Source organism: Citrobacter sp. Cpo091, from assembly GCF_030332645.1.
In the GTDB taxonomy this organism is placed as follows: Bacteria; Pseudomonadota; Gammaproteobacteria; order Enterobacterales; family Enterobacteriaceae; genus Citrobacter; species Citrobacter portucalensis.
In genome coordinates this window covers 220,407-235,315 of the sequence record NZ_JAOWHL010000036.1, presented here as the reverse complement: position 1 = coordinate 235,315, position 14,909 = coordinate 220,407, and the positions used below count along the sequence as shown (strand labels likewise).

Sequence of the window (14,909 nt, the reverse complement as noted above, 5' to 3'; positions counted from 1 at the left end):
AAATCACTCACCTTATAGGGGGGTCATTATTTTTCTAATTGCATCGTTATAGTCATCACTGGCAAGTTTTCCAAGTTCATCGCAGGCCTTACCATTTAATTTAAATTCATACCCTTGCATTTCCCAATGATTGTAAACCTTGACGACTTCGATTGCGTCATCATTAAAACCTTTAGGGGTTAAATACCGTGTGCCACATATGGAATGAGCAGCGCTAATAGCCATTAAATCGCTTATTTTTTCGTCTAAATAAACAACCTTAAGCGCCTTTTCGTTTAAATCTATTTTTTCTATGCGAAGACCTGTAAGGCTTTCAACTATGGCATTAGGAACTTTTTGTGCATGAGCAAAGCTGCTAAAAACCAGAATCGAGAATAATACACCAAATGCTTTCATTGTAATTCCTTATAATTACTTTTGATTAGTTAATTCTTTAGAGAAAACCGCTACCCCTGGTTTACCAGATTCTAAATAGCAGCAATTTTGGAATTTTAGAGTCCAATCTCCAGATGCTGTAATTACATCTTCTTCATTAGTAATATTTCCATATTTTTTGGCGAGACTGACGGCTTGCTTTTTCGTAGTTGTAAAATCAATTATTTCGGATTTGAGATACTTCATTTCGTGAGTATCCAAGTTTATTGATAAGGGTATTACAGTAACCTTGATGCTGGTAGCTGGGGTTTGATAGAGGGATCTGTAAACTGCATAAACTGAGGCTTTTTGTATATCTGTTTTAATTTGTTCCGCGCTACTGTTTTCAAGAACGGCAGGGGAAACCTGAATATGTAATGGTTTCTCACTTAGCACCTTGAATCCGGGATAATCTTTATAGTCTCTGAAGTCCTGATAAGAGTCCATCAACTGAGCAACGGACTTGAATTGCTCGGGTTCTGCAATTGCTGAGAATGAAGCCGTTGCCAATGCTATTAAAATCAAATGTCGCATACTAAATTCCTTTTATCGCACATGATGGAGTAATGTGTGTTTTATTGCCCCAACACTTTCAACAGAACTAGCGTCACATTCAATGTCAGGTATGCTCGGATTGCTGCTGCTGCGTAGAATTAGTTTATTACCAGGCTTTCTAATCACTGAGTAAAATGACTTATAACCATCTATATCTATTAATCGGATTCCATCACTCAAAGTGGTATTCGTAAAATCGACATAATAGGTAGCATAATTATCAATAATGCATATATCTTCTGAGTTAATAAAACCAAAAGTATCCTTATCTATTAATGTATGCCCACTATCTACAAGTAGCCCGTCCATTAATCTCTTTTTCTTTATTTTAATAATTTCAAATTCATCATTACTTATAGGGTATGGATGGTCTATGTCTAGCGCATATTTATCTCCCTCGCCAGTTGCAAGCCATCGAAGAGACGCTCCGGTTTCGAGAGCGCAGGAAACAACGACATCGCCAGGAAAATACTCTCGCCTAACCCATGCTGACATCGTCCCCGAGGAAATGCCCAATAGGTCGCCAAGTTCTTTCTGCATGGAAAATCCATAAGCACTTAGCATGCGGGTTACAACCGGCTTACCACCGTTACTCATTATCTTTTCATAAAGTTCTCTTCCTTTGGGTAAGGTCGGGTCAACCACCTTTGAACTTGATTTTTTAAGTTCCCCAGTCAGGAGCCAGCTCAGGTCCTCTCCTGTATCGAGAACGCACCTAATGACATAGTCGCCAGGTATGCTGCCTCTACTAATCCAATTGCCTATCGTTCCAAGTGGCACACCGACGACTTCTGAATACTGCTGACGCGAGTTAAACCCATAAGAACTAAGGATTCTTTCTAAAACATCTTTTGCTTGTGAAGTTTTTTCGCCCACACATACCTCTAAATTTGCATTTGAGACGCTTGCATAACCCAATTGGGTTGTATATATTCTCAAAATCAAAACAAATGCACGTCAATGAACGTCAATGCACTAAATAAACTGATAACCGGAGATAATCCAACATGACCACTCAAATTGCAATCCCATCAGGTGTAGATGTGATGAGCTATGAAGACTTTGCCGAAATGTATGGCTATAGCCTGAGCACAGTGAAGGCCATGGTTAAAGACGGCGATCTGCTTCTTGTTCCACGCAAAAAACAAGGTGGTGCCGCTCGTATTAATATGGTCGCTTTTCGTGGCCGCCTGCTTCAGCAGGGTCTCAACTGCAAATACATTGCTGCTTAATCAACTTAATTATGTAAGTTAACAGGGGGCAGACAATGTTTGATTATCAAGTTTCCAAACATCCATGCTTTGAAGAGGCATGCCGCACGTTCGCAGCAAAGCACAACATGACGCAGCTTGCCACCCAGCTCGGAATGAATGTGCAGACCTTGCGTAATAAGCTCAACCCGGATCAGCCCCATCAGCTGACTGCGTTAGAAATCTGTTCACTGACTGACATCACCGAAGATCCGACCATTGTTGATGGTCTGCTGGCACAGCTTCATTGCCTGCCGTGCGTCCCACTGAATGAAGTGGCAAAAGAGAAAATTCCGCATTACGTCATGGGCGCAACTGCTGACCTGGGGAAAGTCGCTGGTGCTGCCATTAGTGGGGAAACCGGAACAGCAGCAGGTCGCCGCCTGGCAATCGAAAGCATTAATTCAGCTACTCGCTGTTTGGCGCTGACAGCCGTTTCATTACATGCACGTCTTCAGTCTCATCCGGCAATGACAAGCGCTGTCGATACCGTAACTGGTCTCGGTGCTTCTTTCGGTCTGCTCTGAGGTGACCATGGACAACGCACCATCTTTTGCATCACTGCTTGTTAAAGAAAGCCCAGGCATGCAGTACGGCCATGGTTGGATTTGCACTGAGGGTAAACGCTGGCATCCAAGCCACAATCAGTCTGAATTATTAAATGGACTGAAATCAAAAAAGGCTAATAAGTCAGCTCATTTAATTATTCGTATTGCTCGTTTTATTTTGAAAGGAGTGAAACATGTCGCGCGATGAACTGAGAATTATTCTTGGGGCGGTCATCCCCAATATGGAAGATGGTTTCGAAATCAAAACTCGTGCAGGTGAGATTTTCCGCGTTGATCCTAACTGGGAGTGCTGCAAAGAGTTCCGCCAGAACCTGCAGGACGAAATGATTTCCCAGCTCAAAAGTAAAGCACCCCGCGTCTTCGGCTATAGCTAATTAATAAACAGAAATTAACTGGCGTAAACCCGCCGGGCATCGTTTTGCCCAAATTCAGGAGAAAGCACTATGCGCAATATTGAAGTTCGTAAAACAAAAACTGGTTTTGATGATGCAGGAATTAACCAGTTGCTGACCGACGCAAGACTGGAAGAACGCCGTGGCCGTGCTGATGTTATGGCTGCTCGTTTGGAAAAACTGGCTGTGTTCATCACCAAAGGTGGGCTGAACGGAAAGGAAGCGGCAGAGCTTCTTCGCCTTGAGGCCGTAATCATCACCAACGAAGCGCAGGAGATCCACTGATGGCTGACTCAATGGACCTCGTACAGCAGCGTGTTGAGGAAACTCTCCAGCGAAACATTCACAACGCCCGCAGCCACAACGCTGCGGTTTCTTCATTCCACTGTGAAAGCTGTGGCGCAGCTATCCCAGAAGCACGCCGCATAGCGGTACCGGGCTGTGATCTGTGCGTTACGTGCAAAGAAATTGATGAACTGAAGGGTAAGCATTACACAGGGGGTGTCATTTGAGCACCATGCTGAAATGGGCTGGCAACAAAACAGCCATTATGCCAAAGCTGATTAAGCGCCTCCCTGCTGGTCTGCGTTTGATTGAACCTTTCGCGGGTTCTTGCGCAGTCATGATGGCAACTGATTACCCGGCTTATCTGATTGCAGATATCAATCCCGATCTGATTAATCTGTATCGCCAGGTGAAAGATGATTGCGATACTTTTGTTAAATTTGCGCAGGATTTTTTTGTTTCTTCAAATGATGAAACTGCCTATTACATAGCCCGCCAGGATTTTAACTCGTCAACAGAAATGAATAATCTCTGGCGAGCGGTTTACTTCCTGTATCTGAACCGCTTCGGATACCGCGGTATGTGCCGTTACAACTCACAGGGAATGTTCAATGTCCCTTATGGGCACTATAAAGAACCGTACTTCCCTGAGAGCGAGATCCGCGCATTTGCAGAGAAGGCACAGCGCGCCACTTTTATCTGTGCCAGTTACGAAGAAACGCTGGCGATGGCTAAAGCCGGTGATGTGGTCTACTGCGACCCGCCTTATGACGGTACTTTTACCAAATACCACACTGATGGATTTTCTAAAGACGAACAGTATCGGCTGGCCAGTATTCTGGATCAGTTGGCTTTCGATGGTCACGGGGTAGTTGTGTCTAACAGTGATACATCACTGGCTCGTTCTTTATACCGGAACTTTGCAATTCATTCTCTTATGGCGAAACGCAGCATTGGTGTCGCATCTGGAGATAGTAAAACTGCTAAAGAAATCATTGCAGTGTCTCGGTACCACCCACAGCCTGTACCGATCTCTTTTGATTTTGGCACTGGCACTATAGCAGCGGTCAAAGCATGAGTGATTTAGCTTATACCTGGAATGCGCCGCGGCCTGCAATTAGTGGTTATGAGTACACTGATACACCACGCGGAATTATGTATCTCACGCCAGAAGGCAATCGCAAATTCCTTACGATTGCCGAACTGGCAGAAACAGACGAAAAGCAGGACCGTTGCCGGGCGGTTCGCCGCCGTCTGGCTGCTCTGCCCCATTTCGTACGACGTACATATGCACAGAAGCTGGAGCAAGTAGACCGTAAAGGTAAAAAAGCAGCTGATGCCTGGCTGCTTAATACCTTTGAACGTTATGTATTGAGCCGCATCGATCAGGTTAACGAACAGTACCTGCCGAGGGGTAATTTCCCTGCGGTCTTGATGCCATTGCGAGACCAATTCTGGCGTTTATTGTGGTCAGGAAAGCGGGAGCTAAAACGACTGGCACATAGTCTTGCTGATGTTCTTTGCAGCGAGTTTATGCGCGAGTGTGATTTTCAGTTAAAACGAACCTCAGATCCGCACTTTTCTGCCCTATCCGGCTATGGCCGCATAGGGTTTCTGGCGTCCCATCTCAATACTCCGATTCCATGCTGGTCAGCCTATTGCAAGGAAGAACTGGAAGGCGAAGAGGCATTAAATGCAGTCGCTCGTCTGCAGTCGCCTCAATGGTGGCTAAATCGCCTTCGCCGCATACATGCGCGCTGGCGTGAGCATCTGATGATTGCTGCTGGTTATGTCCATAAAAAAGCCGCTGCATATTGCAGTGATCCCTGCCTTCAGGAATGGACGGCGCAGAAGAAAGCTAACCGCGAGTTTCTGAAAGCGTATGAACTGGAGGATGAAGACACTGGCGAGCGCATATCGCTAATCGACAAAGTGGCCGGAAGTGTTGCCAATCCAGCAAACCGTCGCCGCGAGCTTATGGCCAGAATGCGAGGATTTGAAGATATTGCGAATGAGAAAAACCTCGCAGGTGCCTTTTTCACCCTGACCGCACCATCGAAGTTCCATTCCATGCAGTACGACGGTCGTCGCAATAATAAATATTCAGGAGTGTCACCACGCGATACTCAAAAATATCTCTGCAAAGTCTGGGCGCGTACACGTGCTGCGTGGTTACGTCACGGAATTCGGGTGTTTGGCTTCCGCGTTGCAGAGCCTCACCATGATGAAACCCCGCACTGGCATTTGCTGCTGTTTATGCTGCCAGAGAACATTGAAATGGCTACCTCTATATTCCGGGGGTATGCCATGCAGGAGGATGGAAACGAGCCAGGTGCGGAAGAAAATCGCTTTGAAATGAAGCCAATAGATAAGGAAAAAGGCAGCGCCACCGGTTATATCGCGAAATACATCTCAAAGAACATTGATGGTTTCCAGCTTGATGATGAACTGGATGACGAAACCGGGAAGCCACTGAAAGAGATGGCTCGCCGCGTTAGCGCATGGTCATCACGCTGGTCTATTCGCCAGTTCCAGCAGATCGGTGGTGCGCCGGTAACAGTATGGCGTGAACTCCGCCGCCTGGGTAACCGTGAGTTGGTATTGCACCCTGAGATTGAACCTGTGCGACAGGCAGCTGATGGTAGTGCATGGGATCTATATGTAAATGCCCAGGGCGGTCCGCTGGTTTCCCGAGACAAGCTCCGAGTACGTCTTTGCTATGAAGTTACCGAAAACGGCAACATTTATGGTGATGATGTTTCAAAAATATCCGGCCTTTACTCTCCTGTTGTAGGTGCCGGTTCGCAGATCTACACCCGCACCACAAAATACAAAATTGTCCCGAAACGGCAAAACAATGACTCATCTGGTTTTGACGTTGATTTTTCAGGCGGCGCAGCCGCCCCTCGGAGTTCTGTCAATAACTGTACGCGGGAGCCGCGAACGGTGGAAAAAACGGCAGAACTCAATATTGAAAGCCTTGATCTCAGCTCTCTGAGCCGTAAAGAGAAGAAACTCATCGCCAGACGTTTATCTGATGAGGTTTCAGCTTCAGAACGGAGCCGTAAAGAACGTGCATTTTCCACAGAACGGCGCTATCAACATGGACAACCGGCAGAAAAAATCCGCGATTTTGCTCAGTCAATTGGCTGGGATATTGGGGAAACGGAAATAGGCCTGCTTCTTTCTGGCCAAAAAATCGCACTAGATGGCGTGTTCTACGAATCCACCAGTGACGGCACTCTCTATCGAATCCGGGGCAAGGCCCCTAAATCCAACATGACAACCATCAATACCTGGCTTGAACGGCTGGGGACTTCATATCGTTACAAAGGAATAGACAAATGAAAGCACAACAGGCTGAGGACTAACCCATGACAACCAATACCAATAACAGAATGAACACAGAAGAAGTAAAAGAACGCATCGCCGAAGGTAACGAAGATGCCTATGACTTGCTTTCTGACAAGGTTCCTACGGCATATCGCCGCTTTCACCGTCTGGAAGCTGCACTTGCAAAACTTCTTGAAGAAGTACGAGAGAGTTACCCGGATGCAAGGTATTACACAACTGGCGGCGATGGGTTCGCGCTATTGTTGGGGGAGTCACATAGCGGGCGCGGTGCTGCACCAAATAATGAATTAATGGCACTATCGGCGGCAAAGTTGACCGTTCAGGGCGGGGACTGGTAAATGACAACTAACAACCAAATCACAGACAGACAGCTTGAAGTATGGATTGATGACGCTAACAGCGTACTCAATGACGGCGGTGCAACGGTAGATGAAACCTCAGCGGCATCAACAATTTTAGCGTTATGTGAAGCATTACAGGCGTCCCGCAAGGCTGATAGTTCTGAGCCTGTTGGATATACCGACGCAGAAGAATTGCGGTCTGCCGATAATGATATCTGGATGTGGAAGAGTCCTCATGGATTTGGGAAGGATATTCCGCTCTACTCTGCCCAGCCAGCGCCATTAATGCCTGATGAAATGGCTATTTCTGACGACATGAATCTTTATCAAAAAAGCTTTGCGCAAGGTCATAACGCCTGCCGCGCCGCCATTCTCGCATCAGCACCGCCGCGGGAGGTGAAGCGTGGCTAACCTGCAACTGGCAGTTAACGGTGAATACTTCGACCAGATGAAGCGTGGAGAGAAAGTCGAAGAGTATCGACTGGTGAATCCATACTGGGGTCGCCGCATCCACGGCAAGGACTATGACAGACTGATCATCACCAGAGGATACCCGCGAAAAGATGACGCCAGTCGCCGGATTGATATCCCGTATGACGGGTATGAAATCAAGGTAATTACACACCCTCACTTCGGTACCGAGCCTGTGAAAGTGTTCGCTATCAAGGTGAATATCAATGGCTAAATCCGCAGCGGAGCGTAAAGCAGCTCAACGTGCCCGTCAGTCTGCCGCTGGCGAACGCAAGATTGAACTGGTGATGGACGAGCAGGAACTGGAGATGCTGGCGCGGAACTGCGCCGCCCGTCGCCCTGGTCGTGCGCCGTATGAAATGGCTGAATACATTGCGATGCTCATTCGCCAGGATGATGCGCGCGTTCGTGGTCGTATCAAATCAATCAGCGCCAACCAGTGCGGGAAATGCGGCGATACTCTGCCTGTTGATAATTGCTGCATGCAGGGTGATTCACAATGCTGGGTAACGAATGGCTGGCATCTGACGAAGTTATTACTGTGACATGTCACGAAAGTAATGTATCCAATAAGACCCTTAGGGGGCTTTTTTGTCATTGCATGATCGTTTTTAACGATCAATTTCATACCATCGATCTATTAAAGCGATTAATTAGTAAACGGAGGCAATCAACATTATTCCAACCTGTCACCCCTTTTGCTTCACATCCAGGCATGCATAATTGACATTGCGTGTCGTCAATTTTGATTATCTGACTGTGAAAGAAGCCTGAATCAAATAGTTAACTTCGTCACTTTTGCCACATGTGAGGTGTTAAATATAACGATCGTTTTTTACACATTGGTAAAGAGAAAAATTATTCAATATCAGTGAGATAAATGCCCTTGATTAACTATCGCGTTTTTGTGCATACTTGTTTCAAATGAATATTACTGTTTATTTATACAGTGCTTTGAAGTAAAATTTATGAACTGCCCAAATTAGTTCTAACTTTCTTCCGGCAAACCTATTAGGTTTTTTGAGCAATTTGGTAAATTGGCTTTATGTGGGGCCGTTCGCCTGTCGGTTGATTGATATTGTTGATAGCAAAGCATAGAGGGGGTTATGTGTCTGAAGGTGATAGTGCGCAAAAGATTATGGCCTGTGTCAGGTCGGTAGCCGAGAATGCGGTTATGGTGAGCAAGGTCCAGGATGAAAATACGTTAGCGCTGGAATCCATCATTTACATCGCCAATAACTTTCTTATGCAGGAAAAAATGTCAGAGTCCCAACACCAACAGGCCAGTATCCCCTCACCTATTGACGGTCCATGACCAGTGCATGTCTATGCTGCATGAATGCGCATGATCGTTTGAGGATCGTTTTACCAGTAGCCCGCCAGTAATGGCGGGCTTTTGCTTATATCAGGCACATGCATGAAAACTATTACATGAAGCGGGCAGGCGTGGCGGGGCTACGATTGCGCGCGCGCTGTTTTAGCCCTGCCGGAGGGGCAAAAAGGCGGTGGCAGGCTGCCGCTGCGCTTCGCTGTCGTGGTGTCGGTGTGCAGGATGAGAGAATGGTCAGGGTTTGGGTGAGGCGCACAGCGTTGCGCTGAGGAGCGCTGATGAGTGTAGGCATAAAAAAACCGCCCAGTGGGCGGTGAGAACAGGGTGAAATGCTTACGCTGTGGGCATATTAATCACGATGGGATTGTCACCCATCAGAGCATCCAAGCTATAGGGACTAAACCGGATCACATCCTCACCCAACCATTCGTTCAGTTCTGCCATTCGCAGTTGCAGTGTGGTCAGTTCGTTACGCACAAACACGACGCTCGCTTTACCAACATCACCAAACCCGCCAGCGTTCTGTGGAATGATGCCCATCATCTGCGGTGGCACGCGGTGGGCAGCCAGCATGTCATCGCGCGATACGTTCTTGATATTAAGGAACTCATCTTTAGCCGCTACCTCTGACAGTGGGATGATTTGGATACCATCCTTTTTCCCGTTCGGCGAATACATGAACAGGTTGCGAAAGTTGCCGGGTCCCTTTGACTGGCGCAGCGCTTCGCGAATGTTATCGACATCAGACTGATTCTGCGCCGGGTCGCTCATATACATAATGAATCCGGCATGTGAGCCATTGAGATAATATTTCCGCCGAAACAGCGTGGCCGACTCATTCAGCAACGTGGAGGGAATAGAGCTGAGGTACTCAGGAAGGCCATATACTTCCTGATTGAGATCAGGCTCCATCAGGTGGAATACCTTACCGGTTTCAAACTGATAGGGTTCGGTACCAAAGCCATACTGCACAAACCAGTAGGTATTAAAGTCGATACCGCGGCGTGTAAATTTGGCCAGTGTCGGTTCAAGTGACAGCGTCTGTCCAAGACGGTTGGTGCGGCGCTCAAGATAGGCATTGCCAAATACCAGAAAGTCCAGAGCAAAACGGCTGAATGCCTGCTGGCTCAGCAGCTTATGGGGAATGAATGTAGACGCCAGAATATTACGTTTTACGAACAACGCAGAGCTGTGATGCACGGCGGCACGGAATGTACGCGCCAGACCTTCAAAGCTGATTGGCGGTTCATACCAGCGATCCATCTGCGCACATTCCAGATAGTCGAGCATCTCGCGACGGTCCAGCACCGGCACCGGATCGCCAAATGAAAAAGCCTCAGCGCGTGTCTGTTCCGGTTGAGTGCGCAGCTGTGCTGGCTTGCTGTTTTTACGCTTGCCCATCAAAAAATCTCCACGATATTGGTATTACTGGCGGTAATTCCTTCCAGCGGTTCGTTGAATAATGCGTGCATGGTTGCCCATGCCAGGTCGGCGTGACTGGCTTCCTCACTACGGCTGGCTTCATAGGTCGGGCGGTTACCACTGGCGGTGGTGGATCTGCGAATGGCCATAAATGACTGGGCAATATCGGTGTGACCTGCATCAAACTCCAGACGGCGGTGACTGATAATGTCGTAGGCTTTCAGCACCAGGGCGTTTTTCACATTCGGGTTGTACACAAATTCACGCGCTGCTGGGAAAAAGCCTTTCACACTTTCATATACACCATGGCCAACGCCGGTCGAGTCAATCCCGATATAGGTCACGTTGTATTGTTTGGTCAGGTTCTCAATGGCTGCAGCCTGTGCACGAAAGTCCAGACCGCGCCACTGATGACGTTCAAGAATGCGGAACTTGCCACCGGGAACAATCGGAGGGGCGATCACCACGCATCCGGCACTGTCGCCATTTTGCGTCCCCTTGGCCGGGTCATAACCAATCCATACAGGACGCCAGCCAAACGGGCGAACCATCAGCGGTTCAAAGTCGTCCCACACTTCCCAGCTGTCCACCATGCATGCCTGCAAATCAGCCAGCGGAAATATCGACGCCAGATCGTCGATAAAGTCACACATCAGCAGGTTCTGGTATTCATCCGGGCTGTATTCGAGGCGCAGCTGGTCGAGGTCAAACAGATTACAGCCACCGTTGACCGCATCCTCCACAGTAACAATCTGGCGGTACTGCCCATCCGGGCACAGAATGCCACGAGCTAAATGTGTATGAGTCAGGTCGATATCAACACGGTCTGATTTGGCGCGCCCACGGTTATAGAGCGCACCTGACCAGAACGGATATGCACTGTGAGTCAGGCTGGACGGAGTGGAAAAATAGGTCTGGCGCCATTTTTTATGCAAAGCCATCCCTGATGCCACTTTTCGCAGTTCAAGGAACTTGGGTATCCAGAAGTATTCATCCAGATACAGATTGCCGTGATAGCTCTGTGCAGTACGGGCGTTGGTACCGAGAAAATACAGGCTGGCACCGTTGCTCAGCGTCATCGGGTCGCCTTTCAGCTCCACCCCAACTTCGCGCGCAAACTCCAGTATGTATGTTTTGAAGACATGCGCCTGGGCTTTACTGGCAGACAAAAAAATCTGGTTGCGGCCGGTGGTCAGCGCATCCAGTAGTGCTTCGCGGGCAAAGTAGAATGTTGCACCGATCTGACGGGACTTGAGCACGTTGCGAATACGGTGTTTATTACCCGCGTCCCACCAGGTGCGCTGATAATCAAACAGAGAATCGTGAAAAATCTCCTGCAGCTTTTCTATTTGCTCATCACTGAAAACGTTCTTTTCAGGGGGCTTGCGGGTGCCGCTGTTGCGATTGGCCACGTTCGGATTGAGGTCAGCTTCGTTGCCACCGTTGTTATATTTCCCGATGCGGGCATGCCGCTCAGCCTGGCGCGCCAGCAGGTCGATCTCTTTATAGTCTCGCCCTTCCTTTGCGGATTTCATTACGAGCTGACAGTACCGTGCCGCCGTGGTGAGCTGCATTTGATCCAGTGGTCCGTAACTGCTCCACTTGTCTCGCTTCTTCCAGCTGTGTACGGTTGCAGGCTTCTCTCCCAGCATTTCAGCAATGCGGGCAATGCGTAACCCCTGAAAGTACAGGAACATAGCCTGACGGCGGGGGTCGAGGTCCGGGTTTACAGGTGTCGTTGTCATGCCGTCAGACTACGGCCCGCCGCGCTCCCTTTCTGCCTCCCCCTGTTGTGCCAGCACTGGCACAATGGCAGTGCGTTGTCTCAGACTGCGGCGACCGCAAACATAAAGGCTCTGACGACAAACCGGAGCCTGAACAATGGCAAAGAAAGCAAAGCGTTTCCGTATTGGTGTTGAAGGTGCCACCACTGACGGGCGCAAGATTGAGCGCAACTGGTTAACCCAGATGGCCGCGAATTATGACCCCGCCACGTATACCGCCACCATTAACATGGAGCACATCAAAGGTTACACCGCTGACAGCCCGTTCCGGCGTTATGGCATCGTGGAAAAGCTGGAAGCCGAAGAAATCACCGAAGGCGCACTGGCCGGGAAAATGGCGTTATATGCCACGATCACCCCGACTGATGACCTTGTGGCCATGACGGCGAAAATGCAGAAGCTTTTCACCTCAATGGAAGTTAACCCGGAGTTTGCTGATACCGGCGAAGCCTATCTGGTTGGTCTGGCCGTCACCGATGACCCCGCAAGCCTCGGTACCGAAATCCTGCAGTTCAGCGCTGGCGCAAGCCGTAACCCGTTGGCCTCCCGCAAACTGGATGCCGGAAACCTCTTTTCTGCCGCAGAAGAAACCCTGATTGAATTCGAAGATGCCGCCGACCCAAAACCGTCGCTGTTCTCGGTCATTAAAGAACTCTTTGCAGGGAAACAAACTTCTGATGATGCCCGTTTTGGTGATGTGCATAAGGCTGTTGGCCTGGTTGCAGAAGAGCATCAGAACCTGTTCACGAAGGTTGGGGAACAGGAAAAAACGATCACCGGATTCGCTACCCAGGTAAAGAAACTGGGAGAGCAACTGTCTGCCACCCAGGACGAACTGGCTACCCTGCGCCAGGAATTGTCCACCCAGGACAATAACCCTGAACGCCGTAAGTTTGCGACTGGTGGTAAGCCGGGCGCAAGCGAACTTACCAACTGCTGATGGAGCATCTGCACAAATGAAAAAAGAGACCCGCTTTAAATACAATGCCTATCTGACGCAGGTGGCAAAACTGAACGACGTCGCTATCGATGATGTGACATCCCGTTTCACCGCTACTCCATCAGTTGCCCAGACGCTGGAGGATTTGATTCAGCAGTCATCTGCATTTCTGACCATGGTCAACGTGGTGCCTGTGGCTGAACAGGACGGGCAGCCGCTGGGGCTGGGTGTCGGTACGACTATCGCAGGTACCACCGATACGACCAGTAAAGACCGCACCCCGACCGATCCGACAGACCTTACTGGCGTAGCGTATAAATGTACGCAAACCAACTTCGACACCGCGCTGCCATACACAAAGCTCGACATGTGGGCGAAGTTCCAGGACTTCCAGGTTCGTATTCGTGATGCCATCGTGAAACGTCAGGCTCTGGACCGCCTGATGATCGGTTTTAACGGTACCAGCCGCGCCGCCACCTCAAACCGCACCACCAACCCGAAGCTTCAGGATGTGAACACTGGCTGGCTGGAGAACATTCGCGTCAATGCTGCTGCACATGTTATGGACAGCGTGACCAATGCGGGTACTCAGCGCAATGAGATCCACATCGGCAAAAAAGGGGATTACGAGAACCTCGACGCGCTGGTGATGGACGGTGTCAACGAACTGGTTGATGAGGTTTATCAGGACGATGACGGGCTGGTTGTGGTCTGTGGCCGTGACATGCTGGCCGACAAGTATTTCCCGATTGTCAATCAGCAGCAGGCTAATACCGAGGCGCTGGCCGCCGATCTGATTATCAGCCAGAAACGTATGGGCGGCCTCCAGGTAATCCGTGCGCCATTCTTCCCGACTGGCACACTGTTAATCACCCGCCTGGATAACTTGTCAATCTACTGGCAGGAAGGTACCCGCCGCCGTGCAGTGATCGACAACCCGAAACGAGACCGTATTGAGAACTTCGAATCGGTCAATGAGGCGTATGTGATCGAGGATTACCGCGGTGTGGCGCTGATCGAAAATATCAAGGTTAAAACCGACTGGAGCACAACGTAATGACTTCTCCCGCACGTGCACACCGCCTGCGGGTTGAAGCTGAACTGACTGCCCGAAAGGGCAGTCATCAGCAGCCTCTTAGCGGTTATAACCAGATGCTGTTGCAACTGTCGGAGGATTTGCGCCGCCTGAAAGGGGTGCAGTCCACTGAAAGAAAAGCTGAGCTTAAACGCGAAATTCTCCCGAAATATGAACCCTGGGTGACCGGGATTCTGACGGGTGACGGTTCAGGCCAGGACGATGTGGTCATGCACATCCTGATCTGGCGTATTGATGCCGGTGACTACACCGGCGCGCTGGATATTGGTCGCCATGCCCTGAAATACGGGTGGGTACTGCCAGCACGTTACAACCGCACCACCGCCACCGCGATTGCAGAAGAGTTTGCTGATGCCGCACAGCGGGCGTTCGTGGCAAAGCAACCTTTCAGTGCGGCTTTGCTGACGCAGGCGCTGGATCTGGTTGATGCTCACGACATGCCAGATCAGTCACGAGCGCGACTGCATAAGGCTTTGGGATATGCGCTGCGTGATAACGATCAGGCCGTGGCAGCCATGAACCACCTGAACCGGGCGCTGGAGCTGGACAATCGGTGTGGTGTGAAAAAAGACATTGAGCAGCTGACCCGTCAGTTGCGTAACGCCAGCAATGGCTGACAGGACGTGCACCCGCGCGGGGCGGCACGGGGTGGCGACAGGCTGTAGCCGCATCAAAACCCCGTCCACCGCCCAACTATAAGGGGGAG

The 14,909-nt window shown here is 49.5% G+C and carries 20 protein-coding genes and 1 pseudogene; 16 read left to right on the top strand and 5 right to left on the bottom strand.

The window, feature by feature from the left end; all coding sequences use genetic code 11:
- Window positions 1–12 precede the first annotated feature (12 nt).
- The 3 genes from OGY04_RS15145 to OGY04_RS15135 are packed head-to-tail and all read right to left on the bottom strand — an operon-like array spanning window position 13 to window position 1,845.
- On the bottom strand, window positions 13–396 hold the full coding sequence (locus tag OGY04_RS15145; protein WP_286585526.1) for a hypothetical protein: 384 nt from the start codon (window positions 394–396) through the stop codon (window positions 13–15).
- A gap of 15 nt (window positions 397–411) precedes the next feature.
- Window positions 412–948 (bottom strand): hypothetical protein, encoded by a 537-nt coding sequence (locus tag OGY04_RS15140; RefSeq protein ID WP_286585524.1) that lies wholly within the window; start codon window positions 946–948, stop codon window positions 412–414.
- 12 nt (window positions 949–960) lie between these two features.
- A complete protein-coding gene (locus OGY04_RS15135) occupies window positions 961–1,845 on the bottom strand; it encodes a phage repressor protein CI (RefSeq protein ID WP_267457706.1) in 885 nt (294 codons plus the stop codon).
- 131 nt (window positions 1,846–1,976) lie between these two features.
- Between OGY04_RS15135 and OGY04_RS15130 the strand changes: the two genes are divergently transcribed.
- The 13 genes and pseudogenes from OGY04_RS15130 (at window position 1,977) to OGY04_RS15070 (ending at window position 8,946) form a co-directional block, all read left to right on the top strand.
- A complete protein-coding gene (locus OGY04_RS15130) occupies window positions 1,977–2,201 on the top strand; it encodes a QIAIP family phage-derived DNA-binding protein (protein WP_267457705.1) in 225 nt (74 codons plus the stop codon).
- Window positions 2,202–2,236: 35 nt separating this feature from the next.
- Window positions 2,237–2,746, top strand: a complete 510-nt coding sequence (locus OGY04_RS15125; protein ID WP_286585522.1) for a phage regulatory CII family protein — start codon at window positions 2,237–2,239, stop codon at window positions 2,744–2,746.
- A 7-nt stretch (window positions 2,747–2,753) separates the two neighbouring features.
- Window positions 2,754–2,975, top strand: a complete 222-nt coding sequence (locus tag OGY04_RS15120) for a phage filamentation protein Fil family protein (RefSeq protein WP_286585520.1) — start codon at window positions 2,754–2,756, stop codon at window positions 2,973–2,975.
- Window positions 2,962–3,162 carry a hypothetical protein gene (locus OGY04_RS15115; RefSeq protein WP_286585518.1) on the top strand — a complete coding sequence of 67 codons (201 nt, stop codon included), beginning with the start codon at window positions 2,962–2,964 and terminating at the stop codon, window positions 3,160–3,162. Before OGY04_RS15120 ends, OGY04_RS15115 begins: the two co-directional genes overlap by 14 nt.
- A gap of 69 nt (window positions 3,163–3,231) precedes the next feature.
- Entirely contained in the window at window positions 3,232–3,465 is a 234-nt protein-coding gene (locus OGY04_RS15110) for a DUF2732 family protein (RefSeq protein WP_286585516.1), read from the top strand.
- Window positions 3,465–3,692 carry a TraR/DksA family transcriptional regulator gene (locus tag OGY04_RS15105; RefSeq protein WP_286585514.1) on the top strand — a complete coding sequence of 76 codons (228 nt, stop codon included), beginning with the start codon at window positions 3,465–3,467 and terminating at the stop codon, window positions 3,690–3,692. Before OGY04_RS15110 ends, OGY04_RS15105 begins: the two co-directional genes overlap by 1 nt.
- A pseudogene (locus tag OGY04_RS15100) lies at window positions 3,689–4,471 on the top strand (DNA adenine methylase); the annotation flags it as partial. The gene OGY04_RS15105 and the pseudogene OGY04_RS15100, both read left to right, overlap by 4 nt.
- Before the next feature lie 68 nt (window positions 4,472–4,539).
- Window positions 4,540–6,813, top strand: a complete 2,274-nt coding sequence (locus OGY04_RS15095) for a replication endonuclease (RefSeq protein ID WP_286585504.1) — start codon at window positions 4,540–4,542, stop codon at window positions 6,811–6,813.
- Window positions 6,814–6,839: 26 nt separating this feature from the next.
- Complete coding sequence (locus OGY04_RS15090) at window positions 6,840–7,157, top strand: hypothetical protein (RefSeq protein WP_286585503.1); 318 nt, start codon at window positions 6,840–6,842, stop codon at window positions 7,155–7,157.
- Complete coding sequence (locus OGY04_RS15085) at window positions 7,158–7,571, top strand: hypothetical protein (protein WP_286585501.1); 414 nt, start codon at window positions 7,158–7,160, stop codon at window positions 7,569–7,571.
- Window positions 7,564–7,845, top strand: coding sequence for an ASCH domain-containing protein (locus OGY04_RS15080; RefSeq protein ID WP_286585498.1), 282 nt, complete (start codon window positions 7,564–7,566; stop codon window positions 7,843–7,845). The genes OGY04_RS15085 and OGY04_RS15080 overlap by 8 nt, the downstream gene beginning before the upstream one ends.
- Complete coding sequence (locus tag OGY04_RS15075; RefSeq protein ID WP_286585496.1) at window positions 7,838–8,176, top strand: hypothetical protein; 339 nt, start codon at window positions 7,838–7,840, stop codon at window positions 8,174–8,176. The genes OGY04_RS15080 and OGY04_RS15075 overlap by 8 nt, the downstream gene beginning before the upstream one ends.
- A 563-nt stretch (window positions 8,177–8,739) precedes the next feature.
- Window positions 8,740–8,946 (top strand): hypothetical protein, encoded by a 207-nt coding sequence (locus OGY04_RS15070; RefSeq protein WP_286585494.1) that lies wholly within the window; start codon window positions 8,740–8,742, stop codon window positions 8,944–8,946.
- 348 nt (window positions 8,947–9,294) lie between these two features.
- On the opposite strand, the gene OGY04_RS15065 is transcribed toward OGY04_RS15070, so the two are convergent.
- Together OGY04_RS15065 and OGY04_RS15060 are read right to left on the bottom strand one after the other, a co-directional pair.
- Window positions 9,295–10,362, bottom strand: coding sequence for a phage portal protein (locus OGY04_RS15065; protein ID WP_192474719.1), 1,068 nt, complete (start codon window positions 10,360–10,362; stop codon window positions 9,295–9,297).
- Window positions 10,362–12,128 (bottom strand): terminase ATPase subunit family protein, encoded by a 1,767-nt coding sequence (locus OGY04_RS15060; RefSeq protein ID WP_286585493.1) that lies wholly within the window; start codon window positions 12,126–12,128, stop codon window positions 10,362–10,364. Before OGY04_RS15060 ends, OGY04_RS15065 begins: the two co-directional genes overlap by 1 nt.
- Before the next feature lie 136 nt (window positions 12,129–12,264).
- Between OGY04_RS15060 and OGY04_RS15055 the strand changes: the two genes are divergently transcribed.
- From OGY04_RS15055 to OGY04_RS15045, 3 genes are read left to right on the top strand one after another with little or no spacing between them, the layout of a single operon-like run.
- Window positions 12,265–13,107, top strand: coding sequence for a GPO family capsid scaffolding protein (locus OGY04_RS15055; protein WP_286585492.1), 843 nt, complete (start codon window positions 12,265–12,267; stop codon window positions 13,105–13,107).
- 16 nt (window positions 13,108–13,123) lie between these two features.
- Entirely contained in the window at window positions 13,124–14,164 is a 1,041-nt protein-coding gene (locus tag OGY04_RS15050) for a phage major capsid protein, P2 family (RefSeq protein ID WP_286585491.1), read from the top strand.
- Window positions 14,164–14,820 (top strand): phage terminase small subunit, encoded by a 657-nt coding sequence (locus tag OGY04_RS15045; protein ID WP_286585489.1) that lies wholly within the window; start codon window positions 14,164–14,166, stop codon window positions 14,818–14,820. Before OGY04_RS15050 ends, OGY04_RS15045 begins: the two co-directional genes overlap by 1 nt.
- Window positions 14,821–14,909 lie beyond the last annotated feature (89 nt).